This window comes from Anaeromonas frigoriresistens (assembly GCF_016820655.1).
In the GTDB taxonomy this organism is placed as follows: Bacteria; Bacillota; Clostridia; order Tissierellales; family SIT17; genus Anaeromonas; species Anaeromonas frigoriresistens.
Genome location: NZ_WSFT01000036.1, coordinates 179,278 through 195,924, shown reverse-complemented (window position 1 = coordinate 195,924; position 16,647 = coordinate 179,278). Strand labels below are relative to the sequence as shown.

19 protein-coding genes and 1 other annotated feature are annotated in these 16,647 nt (G+C 30.1%); of the genes, 3 read left to right on the top strand and 16 right to left on the bottom strand.

Features of this window, described 5'->3' with window-relative positions; translation table 11 throughout:
- Window positions 1-87: 87 nt before the first annotated feature.
- The 6 genes from GOQ27_RS09470 to GOQ27_RS09445 form a co-directional block, all read right to left on the bottom strand.
- Entirely contained in the window at window positions 88-1,464 is a 1,377-nt protein-coding gene (locus GOQ27_RS09470) for an MATE family efflux transporter (protein ID WP_203366605.1), read from the bottom strand.
- A gap of 98 nt (window positions 1,465-1,562) precedes the next feature.
- Entirely contained in the window at window positions 1,563-2,069 is a 507-nt protein-coding gene (locus tag GOQ27_RS09465) for a GNAT family N-acetyltransferase (protein WP_203366604.1), read from the bottom strand.
- 10 nt (window positions 2,070-2,079) lie between these two features.
- A complete protein-coding gene (locus tag GOQ27_RS09460) occupies window positions 2,080-2,643 on the bottom strand; it encodes a GNAT family N-acetyltransferase (RefSeq protein WP_203366603.1) in 564 nt (187 codons plus the stop codon).
- A gap of 68 nt (window positions 2,644-2,711) precedes the next feature.
- Complete coding sequence (locus GOQ27_RS09455) at window positions 2,712-3,173, bottom strand: GNAT family N-acetyltransferase (protein ID WP_203366602.1); 462 nt, start codon at window positions 3,171-3,173, stop codon at window positions 2,712-2,714.
- Window positions 3,170-3,751, bottom strand: coding sequence for a GNAT family N-acetyltransferase (locus GOQ27_RS09450; protein ID WP_203366601.1), 582 nt, complete (start codon window positions 3,749-3,751; stop codon window positions 3,170-3,172). The genes GOQ27_RS09455 and GOQ27_RS09450 overlap by 4 nt, the downstream gene beginning before the upstream one ends.
- Before the next feature lie 17 nt (window positions 3,752-3,768).
- On the bottom strand, window positions 3,769-4,197 hold the full coding sequence (locus tag GOQ27_RS09445; protein ID WP_203366600.1) for a GNAT family N-acetyltransferase: 429 nt from the start codon (window positions 4,195-4,197) through the stop codon (window positions 3,769-3,771).
- Between the two features lie 139 nt (window positions 4,198-4,336).
- On the opposite strand from GOQ27_RS09445, the gene GOQ27_RS09440 reads away from it, so the two are divergent.
- Complete coding sequence (locus GOQ27_RS09440) at window positions 4,337-4,948, top strand: superoxide dismutase (protein WP_203366599.1); 612 nt, start codon at window positions 4,337-4,339, stop codon at window positions 4,946-4,948.
- 34 nt (window positions 4,949-4,982) lie between these two features.
- Here the strand turns inward: GOQ27_RS09440 and GOQ27_RS09435 are convergent, their stop codons facing one another.
- Entirely contained in the window at window positions 4,983-5,405 is a 423-nt protein-coding gene (locus GOQ27_RS09435) for a DUF2383 domain-containing protein (RefSeq protein WP_203366598.1), read from the bottom strand.
- A gap of 153 nt (window positions 5,406-5,558) precedes the next feature.
- Here GOQ27_RS09435 and GOQ27_RS09430 point away from each other — a divergent pair, with 153 nt between their 5' ends.
- Both GOQ27_RS09430 and GOQ27_RS09425 read left to right on the top strand, forming a co-directional pair.
- On the top strand, window positions 5,559-6,329 hold the full coding sequence (locus GOQ27_RS09430; protein ID WP_203366597.1) for a nitroreductase family protein: 771 nt from the start codon (window positions 5,559-5,561) through the stop codon (window positions 6,327-6,329).
- Window positions 6,330-6,396: 67 nt separating this feature from the next.
- Window positions 6,397-7,263 (top strand): tRNA 2-thiocytidine biosynthesis TtcA family protein, encoded by an 867-nt coding sequence (locus GOQ27_RS09425; protein WP_203366596.1) that lies wholly within the window; start codon window positions 6,397-6,399, stop codon window positions 7,261-7,263.
- A gap of 134 nt (window positions 7,264-7,397) precedes the next feature.
- Here GOQ27_RS09425 and GOQ27_RS09420 read toward each other — a convergent pair whose 3' ends face one another.
- From GOQ27_RS09420 to GOQ27_RS09380, 9 genes are all read right to left on the bottom strand, one after another.
- Window positions 7,398-8,798, bottom strand: a complete 1,401-nt coding sequence (locus GOQ27_RS09420; protein WP_203366595.1) for an NAD(P)/FAD-dependent oxidoreductase — start codon at window positions 8,796-8,798, stop codon at window positions 7,398-7,400.
- Window positions 8,799-8,923: 125 nt separating this feature from the next.
- On the bottom strand, window positions 8,924-9,769 hold the full coding sequence (speB, locus tag GOQ27_RS09415; RefSeq protein ID WP_203366594.1) for an agmatinase: 846 nt from the start codon (window positions 9,767-9,769) through the stop codon (window positions 8,924-8,926).
- Window positions 9,762-10,610: a polyamine aminopropyltransferase gene (gene speE / locus GOQ27_RS09410; RefSeq protein WP_203366593.1), complete on the bottom strand. Its 849-nt coding sequence runs from the start codon at window positions 10,608-10,610 to the stop codon at window positions 9,762-9,764. The genes speB and speE overlap by 8 nt, the downstream gene beginning before the upstream one ends.
- Window positions 10,611-10,628: 18 nt before the next feature.
- Window positions 10,629-11,063, bottom strand: a complete 435-nt coding sequence (speD, locus tag GOQ27_RS09405) for an adenosylmethionine decarboxylase (protein WP_203366592.1) — start codon at window positions 11,061-11,063, stop codon at window positions 10,629-10,631.
- Between the two features lie 75 nt (window positions 11,064-11,138).
- Window positions 11,139-12,584, bottom strand: coding sequence for an aminotransferase class I/II-fold pyridoxal phosphate-dependent enzyme (locus GOQ27_RS09400; protein WP_484477117.1), 1,446 nt, complete (start codon window positions 12,582-12,584; stop codon window positions 11,139-11,141).
- Window positions 12,585-12,825: 241 nt separating this feature from the next.
- Window positions 12,826-13,761: a DMT family transporter gene (locus GOQ27_RS09395; protein WP_203366590.1), complete on the bottom strand. Its 936-nt coding sequence runs from the start codon at window positions 13,759-13,761 to the stop codon at window positions 12,826-12,828.
- A 195-nt stretch (window positions 13,762-13,956) separates the two neighbouring features.
- Window positions 13,957-14,697, bottom strand: coding sequence for an amino acid ABC transporter ATP-binding protein (locus tag GOQ27_RS09390; protein ID WP_207751291.1), 741 nt, complete (start codon window positions 14,695-14,697; stop codon window positions 13,957-13,959).
- Between the two features lie 9 nt (window positions 14,698-14,706).
- On the bottom strand, window positions 14,707-15,348 hold the full coding sequence (locus GOQ27_RS09385; RefSeq protein ID WP_203366651.1) for an amino acid ABC transporter permease: 642 nt from the start codon (window positions 15,346-15,348) through the stop codon (window positions 14,707-14,709).
- A 12-nt stretch (window positions 15,349-15,360) separates the two neighbouring features.
- Window positions 15,361-16,170 carry an amino acid ABC transporter substrate-binding protein gene (locus tag GOQ27_RS09380; RefSeq protein ID WP_203366589.1) on the bottom strand — a complete coding sequence of 270 codons (810 nt, stop codon included), beginning with the start codon at window positions 16,168-16,170 and terminating at the stop codon, window positions 15,361-15,363.
- A 104-nt stretch (window positions 16,171-16,274) separates the two neighbouring features.
- Window positions 16,275-16,533, bottom strand: a binding site (T-box leader).
- Window positions 16,534-16,647: the final 114 nt, after the last annotated feature.

Here is a 16,647-nt window from a genome sequence, read left to right as displayed (position 1 = left end):
TTCTACTTATGTTAAACATATCACAATAATATTGTTTGGACAAGTACTTAGATTGATTTATTGCATAAATATTTTCACATTGTATTACTATACAGCTTCAACAATTTCCATTGATTTTGTAGCATTTACTTTCTTCAATATAAATATAAACCATATTACTAAAACAATACCCTTAAACACACTACTTAGACTTATGCTCCACCATACTCCATTAAGTCCTAGAAGGGTAGGTGATGATAATACTAAAGCCATAGGTACCCTTGCACCAGTTAGTACTATACTAACTAAAGCTGGAGGTAAAGTTTTTCCTAAACCATTAAATGCGCCTGCTGTAGCTATTTCAATAGTCATAAACAATTGAGATACTCCCAATATTTTCAAATATATTATTCCTTCATGGATTACATCAGGTTCACTGAAGAATTGTCTCATTATTAACTCTCCACCAAACATAAAAAGAATAGTTGCACCAATTCCAATACTTCCTACTAACAATAGTCCAGAAAAGTAACCTTTGTATATTCTATCCCATTTACCAGACCCATAATTCTGTCCCACAAATGCAGATAATGCACTAGAAAACCCCCCTGCTGTCATCCAAGATAAGGCTTCAATTTGAGAACCAACTTTTTGTACAGCTATTGGAACAGCACCCCAATTAGCTAAAATTCTAGCTATCAACATAGAAAATACAGTAAATAACCCACTCTGAACTGCAGGAGGCATTCCCATTTTTATTATCTTTTTTAAATATATCTTGTCTATGCCTTTTAAAAAGTTTATTCTATTAAATATATCTATTCTACCTTTTATACTGTAAATAAATAATATTGTAACTACAAACTGAGATAAAATAGTAGCAATAGCTGCACCAGTTACACCTAATTTAGGCATTCCTACTAATCCTAGAATCAAGATTGGATCTAATATAATGTTAGATATTAATCCTATAATGTTTATTTTAAAAGGTGTTTTACTATCTCCTGTTCCATTAAATATTCCAGTAAGAACTGGATTAATGAAGTAAAATGGAATTCCAAAAGATATAATTATCAGGTAATCTTTAGCCATACCTACTACATTATCTTCTGCTATATTAAAAAAACCTATAAGTTTCCCTCTAAATAAAATCAATATTAAACTATATATTATTCCTAAAATTATATTAATCTGAATGGAGGTTCTTATATACCCTTTTGCCTCAACAGTATTATCCTTTCCTATAGAATGAGCCACCCCAACTTCTGCTCCAATTTTTGATATCAGTATAAAAGCCATAGCAAACCACGTAAAAAATCCAGCAGTTCCTACAGCTGCAACAGCATCACTACCAACTCTTCCTATCCAAAACATATCAGTAATATTATAAGCCATCTGTCCAAAAGATGTAGCCATAATAGGCACTGCCAAAGCAGTAAGGGAACCCATAATACTTCCTTCAGTTAATTTCTTCTTCTCTATCATATAACCACCTCCTGATGGTAAATCTTATTCAAATAATATTATTATATTTCTTTTAGTATAAATGTTCAATAAAAAAATGATGGTTGAAACCATCATTTTTAAAGTCTGTTTTTTTCCCAATAGATTATATCAGCCTTATGAACAACTTTTTTAAATTTTAATCTCTCTAATACCTTTATAGAAGGATAATTATCTACTAAACATCTAGCTGTTATTTTATTTACTTCTTGTTTCAAGAAGGCCCATTTAATTAATTCACCAACCCCTTCTGAAGTGAGTCCCCTATTTCTATAACTTTCTACTATACTATACCCTACTTCAATAATACCATTATTATCAGGAGAACCCTTGAATCCTAAATCTCCTATTATATAATTACTTTTTTTATCTATCATTATCCAAACTCCCCATTGTGCTTCTTCAGGATTATGTCTAACAACATTTATATATTTAGGTAATAATCCTTTTATCGCTTCCATTGGCCATTCTTTAGAAAGCTTAAGATTGTATCTATCTTCAAATGCTGATCTCTTATCTAGAATAATATCTATCATTTCATATTTAAGAGGCATAATAATCAATCTATCTGTATATAATTTTTCCATTTAAACACACCTATTCTAATTTCTTATTTAATATAACCATATGTATATGATCTTCCCATACTCCATTTATTCGTAGATATTTTCTGGAGATTCCTTCATCTATAAATCCTAATTTTCCTACTACTCTTAATGAAGCTTTATTTCTCGGCATTATATTAGCTTCTATTCTATGCAGCATCATTTCATTAAAAGCATGCTTTATAACTCCATTTATAGCCTCTGTCATATATCCTCTATTCAATTCCTCTTGATCTATTTTATATCCTAGAAAGCAAGATTGAAATCCACCCCTTACTATATTGGATAAAGCAATACTACCAATTATCTTATCATTATTGTTCTTTTTAAATATATAAAACTTTCTCATACTGTCACTACTTGTTTTAATTATTTCATCTTGTATAAGTTTTTTATGATAATTAAAGGTATAGTATCCGTCTTCTTTTATAGGCTCAAACTTAGATAAGAACTCTTTATTTCTTCTATGAAAATCAAGGACTTTCTCTACAAAATCAATATCTGATACCTTTAAGTACAATCTATCGGTTTCTAATACTACATTTACTATTTTCATAAGAGGCCTCCTAATAAAATAATGTATTCTATCCTTATAGTTAATCCTCTATCTTGCTTACCCTAAAACTAGATACTTTTTTCCATAATATAGTTAATAAAAACTTCATCTTTATGTTTTTTATTTTGCTTTTTAACTATAGCAAACCCTCTTTTTTGAAAGAAAGGTCTAGAAGTAATACTTGCTTCCGTTATTAACTTAATAATTCCTAATCCATGAGCTTCTTTTTCTATTCTATCTAAAAGCCTAGTACCAACCCCTTTAGATTGATAGTCTTTATGTACATACATAGTATTTAAGTACCCCTCATTAGTCAAATCAGAAAATCCAACAATTCTATCTTCAATAATAGCTACATAAGTAAAGTTATCTTCAAAAAAGCCTTTCCACTTTTCCTTTTCTAAAAGTTTTGGTGCCCATACATTTACTTGTTCTCGTGAGTAGTCTTTTATATTTATCTCATGAACAGTGTCATAAAATAACTTTAACATACTATTTAAGTCTGAGGATCTATATTCTCTTATTATCATTTAGTTATACTCAACTCAATATGTTCTCTTATTTTTATCCAGTCCCTTTTTAGTAAATCCATATACATTACATCAGAAAAATTTCCCCATCTACTATCAAAAAATCCTTGTCTTATTATTCCTATTTCTTTAAACCCTAATTTTCTATATAGATTATGAGCTCTTTTATTATCTATCATTGAAGTTAACTCGATTTTATTAAGGTTTAAGGACCTAAACATAAAATCTATAAAATGAAATAAGGCGTCCATCCCGTATCCTTTACCTTGCTCCTCAACTCTGCATATCTTTATTCCAAATTCTGCTTTTTGACTTCTCTTATCCCAATCACCATAACTCATCTCACCTATAGGTATCATATCCTCTTTTCTACATATCAAAAACCGTTTCTTTGCAGGAAATAAATCGTTAGAAGATGATTCTTTATGTATACTTTGTTTTATAGCTTCTTTGCTTTGTAATAAACCATATTCAAATGTAGCATGAGCCATTAATTCACCATTATTCCACCATTTATATAAGTACTCTTCATCTCCTAGCTCTAACTGTCTTATTATTACTTTTTTCCCTATAATCATCAAATCCCTCCTACAATTTATATAAAGCCTTTTCTCATTCCATAAAAAGGTCTAAATCCTTTATATTCATAATAATCTTTAGACCCAGAAGTTGCTAGAACCTCTAATCTACACTCTGGATACATTCTATGACTTACTTCTAATAATAAACTACCTAATCCTTGACCCCTATAGTCCTTCTGAATTAATAACTCTGCTATATAGGTAGATATATGCTTATCAGTAATACCTCTTAAATATCCTATAACTTTTTTGTTATCTAATATCACTAAACATATATTTGAATTAAGAAATGCATTCATAGATTTCTCTTCTCTCTCTACAAAGGTTAACCAACCTTCTTCTTTACATATATTTTGTATATATGGGAAGTAGCAATTATGAAATTCCTTTATGTTTATCTCTTTTGGTAGTTCTATTTCTTTTAGTATAGTTGTAATTCTCATATTTATCACTCCTTTATAACCTTTATAATATATTTTCTACATTATAAAAAATTTCCCTCTAAATTCTTTAATGATAATGATTATCATTAAAAGTCATGGGTATAATTTATATAGATCAAATTTAAAGGAGGAATTTTGAATGCAATTTAAATTACCTGAATTAAGTTATTCATATGATGCCCTAGAACCCCATATAGATAAAAAAACTATGGAAATACATCACACTAAGCATCATGCAGGATATACTAAGAAGTTAAATAATGCTTTAGAGGGTCATAAAGATCTTCAAGGAAAAGATATAGAGGAGTTATTAAAATCAATAGATAGCTTACCTGAAGATATAAAAACAGCAGTTAGAAATAATGGTGGAGGTTTTTATAACCATTCTATTTTCTGGAAAGCTATGAGTCCTAAAGGCGGAGGAAACCCCAAAGGAGAATTATCAAATAAAATTGAAGAATCCTTCGGCAGCTTCGATAAATTTAAAGAAGAATTTACTAATGCTGCAAAAACTAGATTTGGTAGTGGATGGGCATGGTTAATTCTTAAAGAAGATGGTTCTTTGAAAATAACATCAACACCAAACCAAGATTCTCCAGTAATGAATAATGAGAAAGTTTTACTCGGATTAGATGTATGGGAACATGCATATTATTTAAATTATCAAAATAGACGACCAGATTACATAGAAGCATGGTGGAACGTTGTAAACTGGGATTATATTAATGAAAGGTATGACAATTTAAAATAATAAACAAAAATTAAGCCTCGGAATATTCCGAGGCTTAATTTAATTCTTTTAATCTTTCAATACTATTTCTATCTCGGTGAAGAATTTCCCCTACAATATCTCTAGACTTATTATCAAGGTTACCCCTCATGATTTTTTCAGTCATATTTATACCATTTGTTTCTCCTTCTATAGCTTTATTTTTTATATAATTATCATTTTTTTTATACATATCAAAATTAATTTTAATATCTGCCATATTTCCTTTAAACCCTAAATTTTCATCTGGTTTCCCACCAATATTTTGAATATATTCTGCTAGGGTTGAAATATTATCCCTATGTTGTTTTTGAACATCTTGAAATACATCCCTATATTTTTGATTCTGTAGTTTAGAAATAAATATATTAAAAGAGTCTACTGCCATATACTCTCCTTGTAGTAGACTATTCAAAGATTTTTCAGTAGTGTTATCCATAATTTCACTCCTTTTATGATATATATTTTAGTTTGCTCTCAAACACACTTAAATATGTTAGAAATATTAGAAGGATAAATTTATATTTTTATAGAACTTTTAATATAATTGATAATGTATTATATATACGTTAAATTAAAGGGGGACTTTTATATGAATGAAACGTTAAATGTATTAAATAATAGGATATCTTTAAGAAGATATAAAGATAAACCTATCTCGGAAGATCATCTAGAGCAGATACTCTATTCAACCATGAGAGCACCAACTGCCGGTAATATGATGCTTTATACTGTATTAGTAATAAAGGATCAAGAAAAGATTGAAAAGCTAAGTAAATCTTGTGATAATCAGCCCTTTATTGCTAAAGCACCTTTAGTATTAATATTTTTAGCTGATATGCAAAGGTGGACTGATTATTTACAACATTGTGATATTAAAAAATTCTGTAAGGAAAAAGAGATGGAATATCATGGTCCCACTAATGGTGATTTGTTCTTATCAATATCTGATGCCCTAATAGCTGCTCAAAATGCTGTAATAGCAGCAGAATCATTAAATATAGGTTCCTGTTATATAGGGGATATTATGGAAAACTATGAAATCCATAAAGAAATGCTTAATCTACCAGATAAAGTATTTCCTATTGGTATGCTAACCCTTGGTTATTATCCTGATGGAATGGATAAAACCACAAAACCAAGATTTGGTAAAGAATATATAGTCTTTGAAGAAGAATATAAAAGACTTTCCGGGGAAGACTTTGATAATATGTTTCAACATATAAGTAAGAATTTTAATCCTAATAATGCCTTTGATGCAAAAAATATAGGACAAATAGCGTATTCAAGAAAATTTGGATCTGATTTTGCTAAAGAAATGGAAAGATCAGTAAATATTATGATCAAACATTGGAATAAATAATTAACAAGTAAACATGATTAATGTTATAATATACTAGAATTATTGCAAAAGAAAAAGAGGTGGTACAATGAGTAAATTAGCAGGAGAAGGCTGTGATCAGTTAATCCCTACCGAAGATAAGAAACCTTTAAAAGAAATAGAAAGAAATATTATCAAAAAATATAGAAAATACCTTTGGTCTCCATTTGTTAAGGCCATAAGCAATTATGAACTATTAAACGAAGGAGATAAGGTAGCTGTAGCAATATCTGGCGGTAAAGATAGCTTACTCTTAGCCAAACTGTTTCAAGAGCTTCATAAACATGGTAAAGTGAAATTCGATTTAGAGTTTTTGGCTATGGATCCAGGATATCATCCTGATATAAAAAAACTCTTAATAGAGAATTGTGAATACCTTGGTATTCCGGTAAAGATATTTGAATCAAAGATTTTTGAAATAGCTGATGAAAAAGCTAGTGATTACCCTTGTTATCTATGTGCTAGAATGCGAAGGGGTGCTTTATATAGAAAGTCTTTAGAGTTAGGGTGTAACAAGCTAGCCTTAGGACACCATTTTAATGATGTAATTGAAACCACTATGCTGAACATCTTATATTCTGGAAACTTTAAGACAATGCTACCTAAACTAAAATCTGAGAATTATGAAGGGATAGATCTTATTCGCCCAATGTATTATATCAGAGAAGAAAATATAGAAAGATTTACAGAAACTAGTGGCATATGGCCTTTGAACTGTGCATGTATGGTAGCAGCTAAAAAAATCGGAAATAAGAGACATGAAATAAAAGATCTTATTAAACAGTTAAAAGAAAATTTTATTGATGTAGATAAATCTATATTTAAGTCAGCAGAGAATGTGAATATGGATAGAGTATTAGGTTGGAAAAAAGATAATAGGAAGTACTCCTATCTAGATTTTTATGATGAAGAATAAAATAAAAGAAGTGACTCCCCTTTGTAGGAGTCACTTCTTTTAGGTGGGGGATAGCAAGGTTAATTATGTCCAAATATGTATAACCTTTGCGTTATCCTTATCCATTATTAACTAATATAGTTGAAACTATACATTTACTTCGAAATATTTCTCGCCATCATTACTCCCATTACTGACGCCATCATCAGGCCTCTAGTCCAGCCACTAGAATCACCTAAAGAGTGTAGTCCCTTAATATTTGTTTCAAAGTTTTGATCTATATTTATTTTGTTACTATAAAACTTAACTTCTGGCCCATATAATAGAGTCTCCCTACTAGCAAAACCAGGAACCACTATATTTAACGATTGAATAAAATTAAGTATATTTAACATAGGTCTATAAGGTATAGCTGAAGTTATATCCCCTGCTACAGCATCTGGTAATGTGGGTTTAACATTAGATCTATTTAATTCCTCTTGCCACGTTCTTTTACCATCTAATATATCACCATACCTCTGTACTAATATCTTCCCATCCCCTAGCATATTCACTAACTCCGATACCTTTTTACCATATTCAATAGGTTGATTAAATGGTTCTATAAAATTATGAGAGCTTAATATTGCTAAGTTTGTATTATCAGATTTCTTATCTTTATATGAATGACCATTCACTATAGCTAAATCATCATCATAATTTTCTTGACTTACAAATCCACCTGGATTTTGGCAGAAGGTTCTTACCTTATTTCTAAAAGGCGCAGGATAACCTATCAATTTTGATTCATATAATACATTATTAACTTTTTCCATCACTTCATTTCTTACTTCTACTCTTACTCCAATATCTACAGTACCAGAACTATGATTAATTTCGTGGTTTATACACATACGTTTTAACCAATCTGCCCCTTTTCTACCAGTAGATATTATTACTTTATTAGATAATATTTCTTCTCTTTCTTTTTTTCTAGTAGAGTCTATTGTCATTATTCCTTTAATAGTATTATTTTCTATTATTAAATCTTCTACAAGTGTGTTAAATCTTATTTCTACACCATTTTTTATTAAATATTCTTGTATTTTATAGTATATTTCTTGAGCTTTTTCTGTACCAAGATGTCTAATAGGACAGTCCACTAATTTCAATCCTGCTTCAATAGATTTTCTTCTTATCTCTTTAATGGCTTCATTGTTTTCTAATCCTTCAACCTTGGAATCTGCACCAAATTCTAAATATATATCGTCGGTATAGTTTATCATTTCTTGGGCTACTCTATTGCCAATAAGGTTTGGTAAGTCTCCTCCAACTTCATAACTTAAAGATAGTTTTCCATCAGAGAATGCTCCAGCTCCTGAAAATCCCGTAGTTATATGGCAGTAAGGTTTACAAGAAACACATTCTAAAATCTGATCTTTAGGACAATTCCTCTTTTCAATTCTAGTTCCCTTTTCAATTAATAATATTTTTTTATCATAACCTTTTCTTATTAATTCTAGTGCAGTAAATATCCCAGAAGGACCCGCCCCTACAATAATTACATCATAAATCATCTATACCCCTCCAATGAAATAAAATCGAATTATACATATATATTATATAATATAGTTCATAATAAGTCGAATATAAGTCATGATTAATAATATATAGTATGAAAAATAGAACAGAATATTCTGTTCTATTTTATAACTAAAGCCAACTCTCTAAGAACTTTACATGCTACAGCTGTAGATGTACCACTGTTATCATAATGGGGTGAAAGTTCTACTATATCAGCTCCAACAATATTTAATTTACTTAACTTTGTTATCCCTCTTAAAAGTTCATTAAAGGATACTCCTCCCGGTTCAATTGTTCCAGTTCCAGGAAAAATTGATGGATCTAATATATCTAAATCTATTGTTATATATACAGGCTTATCTCCTATAACTTCTAGAACTTGATCTAATCCTTCTAGGTTAAATTTATTTAAGGTAGTATGATCTTTAGACCAGTTAAATTCTTCTTTTTCTCCAGACCTTATTCCGAATTGAAAAATTTTATTATCTCCTACAAAATCCCACACTCTTCTCATAACTGTAGCATGAGACAGTTTCTCTCCTAAATAATCTTCCCTTAAATCTGCATGGGCATCAAAATGTATAATACATAGATCACTATATTTATTATAAACTGCCTTTATAGCAGGTAAGGACACTAAATGTTCCCCACCAATCATTAGGGGTATTTTATTTTCATTAACTACTTTTTTAGTATATTCTTCAATAATATTTAATGTTTTTATAGGATTTCCAAAAGGAAAATCTAAATCTCCACCATCATATATCTTATAATCCTCCAAATCCTTATCTTGGTAAGGAGAATATGTTTCTAACCCGTAAGAATCTCTCCTCATTGCCTCTGGAGCAAATCTAGTTCCCGGCCTAAAAGAAGTTGTTCCATCAAATGGACTTCCAAATACTACTATATCTGCCTCTTCATATTCTGAATCAAAGCCAATAAAAGTACTTATATTTTTATTCACTTTCTAACAACTCCTTGATATAGTTCGGTAACCCAAAAGCCCCCTTATGAAGTTCAGTATTATAATATTTAGTTTTAAGTCCTAGACTATTCCAATCCTCTGCCTTTAAGTCATCAATTGGATGTAACGCTTTAGAGGCAAATCCAAACAACCAGTGACCTGCTGGGTAAGTTGGTATATGATATTGGTAAGCCATAGCTATAGGAAATATATTTTTAATTTTATTATGAGCTCTTTTAGCTTCTCTTGCATTAGTTTCATAGTATGCACTTTCATTCTGATTTATAAGGATCCCCTCTTCTGATAATGCCTTATAGCAATTAGTATAGAACTCTGTAGTAAATAGACCTTCTCCAGGACCAATAGGGTCTGTAGAGTCAACTATAATTAAATCATACTCAGATTCTTTCCCTTTAACAAATTCTATTCCGTCTTCAAAGTATAGATTTACTCTCTCATCCTCTAATTTACATGCTGTATAATGAAGATATTTTTGAGAGGCTCTAACTACTAATTCATCAATCTCTACCATATCTATTTTTTCAATGGTTTTATACCTTGTTAACTCCCTTACTGTTCCTCCATCTCCTCCACCTATAACTAAAACCTTCTTTATATTAGTATTTACTGCCATGGAAACATGAGAAATCATATCATGATAAATAAATTCATCTTTCTCATTTACCATCATAAGACCATCTAGGGTTAAAAATCTACCAAACTCTTTACTTTCAAAAATATCTAATCTTTGAAAATCGCTGTTTTCTGAGTATATATGCTTATCAACTTTTATTGAAAATTTTACCTCATCAGTGTGATCTTCTGTATACCAAAATTCCATGATTTACACCTCCAAAACTTATACGCACTTCTTCTCTTGTTCTTCTACTGGTTTGAAATGTATTTGATCATATTTTTCAGGAGAGAAATGTCTTATTCTACCAGCTTCTCCTCTTACTACTTCTGTAGTCTCTGTTTTATCACTTTTAAGTGTTTTCTTTAAATAATCAAAGGCTACCCATGGATCAACTGTATCTCCACAAGTAAATAAATCTACTGCTGCATATCCATATTCTGGCCATGTATGAATAGTAAGATGGGATTCTTGAATTATAACAGCTCCACTCACTCCCCAAGGATTAAACATGTGAAATGCACTTTGAACTATTGTTGCTTTTGCTTCTATTGCTGCATTTTTCATATATTCTTCAATTAACCCATGATCATTTAGTATTTCTTTATCACAGTTGTAAAATTCAACTAAAATGTGTCTGCCTAATTGTTCTATTTTCATTTTTCATACCTCCACAAATTGTTTATATTTTTTAAATAATTTATTTATATATACTAAACTAACTGACAAAAAAATTTATATCAAAACCTCAATATTATTTACATAAGGATCTTTGGTTCCAGTGAGCATACTTTCCTGAGATTTCAATAACTCTATATATTGTATAGTATCTTGTGTTATTCTTTCCCCTTGAGAAATAATCGGTATTCCTGGCGGATAGGCCATTACTGCTTCTCCACTAATCTTACCAATTGCATCTTTAATAGGTAAACTTACTGTCTTTGAATAAAAAGCCTCTCTTGGACTTACCACCACTTCAGGATTTTTAAGGGATACCTTCAACACCTTTTTACTTCTATCTCTATATTTATCAGCCATATCTTCTAGTGCTTCTACTAGAGCATTTAAGGATTCCTTTGAGTCTCCTAAACTTACTATAGCTAATATATTATACATATCTCCTAATTCTACCTGTATATTATATTCATCTCTCAGTATGTCATATGCTTTTAATCCAGTAAGACCTATTCCTGTTACATTTACACCTAACTTAGTAACATCAAAGTCTATCACCGAATTCTTACCTATTACCTCTTTACCAAAGGCATAAAGTCCATCTATCTTATTAATACGTATTCTAGCATCTTCAACTAATTCTATTACTTCAGTTAATATTTCTTGCCCATTCACCATAAGGTTTTTTCTACATACATCTAAACTAGTCATTAGTAAATAACTTGCGCTAGTTGTTTGAGTAAGATTTATTATATGTCTAATTCTATTTTTATCTAGATATCCATCATTCACTAATAGGGCTGAGCTTTGAGTTAATGCTCCTCCTGTCTTATGCAAACTTACAGCTACCATATCTGCACCAATTTCAGCTCCACTTAAAGGTAAATCTTCATGAAATTTAAAGTGAGCTCCATGAGCTTCATCAATTAATAATGGTATATCTCTATCATGGCAAATTTTCACTATCTCTTTTAAATCAGATACTGTTCCATAATAGGTAGGATTCATTAAAAACACTGCTTTTATATCTTCATTTTGATCTAAAGCTTCTTTTATACCTTCTACACTTACGCTTACTGCAAAACCTAAATTATCATCTATTTCTGGTTGTAAATATACCGGAATAGCTCCACTTAATATTAATGCATTTATTGCTGATTTATGAGCATTTCTAGGCATTAATATTTTTTCATTAGGATTTAATACGCTCATTATCATAGCTTGAACAGCACTAGTAGTCCCATTAACTAAAAAATAAGCATGATCAGTTCCATAGGCCTTAGCCATTAAATCTTCAGCTTCTTTTATAACTCCTATGGGATTACTTATATTATCTAAAGGTTTCATAGAATTAACATCAACTTGCATTATTTTTTCTCCAAAAAACTCCGTTAGTTCCTTTATACCCTTTCCATGCTTATGACCAGGAACGTCAAAAGGAATAACTTCACGCTTATGATATGCTTTTAAAGCATCCAATAATGGGGTCTTAAATTGTTCTTTCATCTGCATCTCTCCCCTTTCCAAAAAATCAACGAAATATTTCCTTTATTAATATATAACATTATATGATTAGTGTCAATAAAATATTTGTTTAATATATTAAACAAATATTATGCGATAATTCCAATGGTTGTATTAGTTTTGTTTGATTTATATATGGATTTTTTTCATATTTTATAACAATATATATATACTTATAGTTAATAAAAGTTCTATATGAATCCACAAAAAAAGGATAGATATTCTATCCTTCAGTTAATTCATTTGATTCAGTTGATTCATTTGATTCAGTTGATTCATTTTTCTTATTTTTGCTAAATATCTTTTTAAAATCTACTTCAGCCATTAACATACCGCTTACTATCAATAAAGCTCCCAAAGTTCCCTTTATTCCTAACCTCTCTCCATAAAACAAAAATCCAAAGACCCCAGCAAATACAGGCTCTCCTGTGTATATAAGGGCTGTATGATTAGGAGTTGTAAATTTCTGGGCTACACTTTGTACAATAAAGGCTCCTGATGTACACACTACTGCTAAAATAGTAATATTAATCCACCCTCCAACACTTACAGTTAAGGTTAGATTTTCCTTTAACACAAAAGAAGTTATAGTACTAAATAAACCTACTAATCCTAATTGAATTATAGCCATACTTACAGAGTCTACATCTTTTGTATATTTTCCTACTAGTATTATATAAAAAGCAAATAATACTGCACATATAAGGGTATAAATATCTCCTATATTTATCCCACCAAGTTTTTGATTCAGCGTAAGTAGTGCCAAGCCTATCATAGCTAAAGTAGCACTTATTCTAACTTTTTTATCAGGAATATTTTTTAATAATACAGCCGAAAAAATAGGAACTAGTATTACATTTAATCCAGTAATAAATGCTGATTTTGAAGCTGTAGTATAATTTAATCCTACTGTTTGGAAAGCATAATGGGCATATAGCAATACACCTAATATAAGTCCATATTTTAAAGTATCCTTATCTATTCTTATCATTCTTTTATAATATATAGCTGTTGATATAAAAAAGGCTAGAAAAAATCTAATAGCTAGAAAATTATATGTAGGTAGTTCTGCTAATGAATTTTTAGTTAAAATAAATGACGCTCCCCAACCTATTGTGACTAATAGCAGTGCTATATCTGCCTTTAATTGTTTTGTCATGTTATACATCCCCCAATTTAATAAAATATAAAATCATTTCCCCTCTATCCTACATTATAAACTAAAAAAATATAGCATACTAGTATGCTATATATAATTATTATTTTAAAATTGTTATTTTAAAAATCAATAAATCTAAACCTATTCTAAATAGTATTGAAGATATTACTAATCATATATTTATAAAAATTGTCCTTATCTTATGAATTCTATAATTCTTTTATTATCAGTACTATTAAAATAATTATTCATATTATCATCCTTAACTATATATCCTTTATCCATAAATATTATTCTAGTAGATACTCTTTTAGCAAACTCCATATCATGAGTTATTATTAACACAGCCCTTTCTTTAGTAACTAAAGATTTAATTATAGATGCCACTTCTAATCTAAGTTCAGGATCTAATGCAGATGTGGGTTCATCAAAGGATAATAATCTTGGATCTAATATAAGGGCTCTGGCAATAGCAACCCTTTGTTTTTGACCACCAGATAATTCATAAGGATAATTATTAGCCTTGTCCTTTATCCCTAATTTATATAACACATCGTAAGCTTCTTCAATAGTATCTTTTTCATTCCTATTATATACTTTCATTGGAGCTTCAATAATATTCTCTAATACTGACATATGAGGAAACAGGTTGAAATTTTGAAATACCATGCCTATATTTTTTCTTATCTCTATTAGTTCCTTTCCTTTAGCCCTATAGTCAGATTGATATTTCTTTACTAAGCACTTATTAGTTATTTGTATTTCACCCTTATCAACATCTTCCAATCCATTAATACACCTAAGCAAAGTGGTTTTCCCTGCTCCAGATGGTCCTATAACCGTTACTATTTCTCCTTGATTTATGGTAAAAGAAACATCATTTAACACCAAATTATTTTCAAAAGATTTCTTTAAATTTTTAACTTCTAAAATCATTTTAACCTCCTATCTATAATAAGCATATTTTTCTTCATATCTACCAAATACTTTGCTCAAAATAGCAGTTAATATAAGATACATAAGGGCTGCCGTAACTAAAGGAATCAAAGTAGCATCTCTATTAGAAGCTATTTTTGCAGCTCTTAAAAGTTCTCCTATACCTACCACATATACTAAGGCTGTGTCCTTTACTAATGTGATTGTCTCATTGGCAACTGGAGGTAGAACTCTTTTCACTGTTTGAGGAAGTATAATCCTTCTAAAGGTTTGTATGGGGTTAAGTCCTAATACTCTAGCTCCTTCATACTGCCCCTTATCTATAGATGAAATACCACTCCTGAAAATTTCTGCAAAATATGCTCCATAGTTTATGACAAAAGCTATTATCACAGCTGTGAACCTATTAAGACTAACACCGATAATAGGAAGCCCAAAATAAATAAACACTATTTGGAGCAAGAGGGGCGTACCCCTCATTATCCAAATATATAATCTAACTGTAATCTCTAACCCTTTCTTACTAGATAAGCGTATTAAGGCTGTTATTATCCCTAAAGGTATAGATAGTGACAATGTTAATAAAAATATTTTAATTGTATTTATTAATCCCTCTAACAGAGAAGGTAAAACATTATAGACATCTTGCATATTTTCCACCTACTATCTCAATATATTTTCTCCAAACCATTTTCTTGATATCTCCTGCCCCTTATTACTTTTCTTTAATTCATCTAGGGTAGAATTTAATTCTTTAAGAAACTCTTTATCCTCTTTTCTTAAACCTATTCCATATTCTTCTTTGCCAAAATCTTCATCAGCCACATTAAATTTTTCTTTTCCTCTTTTGCTGATATAATACCTTGCTAGTATTTCATCCGCTACTACTGCATCAACTCTACCTGCTTCTAAATCCATAAAGGCTTCATTATTTGTATCAAATACTATAGGTTCTCCTCCATCAAAGGAAGATACTAGGTCTGGAAAATTATTTATTGCATCTACTGAACTAGAGCCCATTTGAGCTGCTACTTTTTTATCTTCTAACTTTTTTTTTGAATTAATACCTGAATCTTTAAGAGTAATAATCACTTGCCTATTAGCTAAATAAGGATTAGTAAAAGAAACTTTTTCTTGTCTTTCCTCTGTAATGGTATAACCATTCCAGATTAAATCAATATTTCCAGAGTTCAACTCCGTCTCTTTCATTGACCAATCAATAGGCTGTAGTTTTAATTCTAAATCCATTTTCCCAAAGGCTTCTTTTGCCAAATCTACATCAAAGCCTACTATATCTCCCGAATCATCTCTAAAGCCCATAGGAGCAAAGGTATCATCTAAACCCATTACTATATATCCTCTTTCCTTTATATCTGAAAAACTATCACCACTTGTTTCTTTATTATTTTCACACCCTGCAAATACTCCTAAACTCATCATTAATAATAATGCTATTACTAATATTTTTTTCATTTTAACCTCTCCTTATATTCATATTTTAAATAAGGAATTCCTTTTAATACAATCTTCTGCGCAAAAGATTTAATATATAAAAAAACCCCGTCCTCTAGCCTAAGCTAGAGGACGAGGGTATTAATCTCGTGGTCCCACCTCTAAATTCATCGACACTTTACAGTATCAACCTTATCGAGTACGGCAAATGCTTATACTCTAGCACTATAACGGGTGCAGGAAACCGAAGACGACCTACTACCAAAAGGATTCGACGTCTAGCTCAGAGATGTGTTCAGAATATTTTCTAATGTCCCTCTCAGCAACCGGGTACTCTCTGTAAAAGAATATAATATCCTTACTATTTCTCATCAACGCTTTTTATATAACGTTTTTTGATTTGTATACATATTATTTTATATCTTATTATTTGTCAAGAGGTTTTTTACAAAATTTTCTGCAAACTTCTAGATTCTTTTTACACTTAACCTTTTCAGA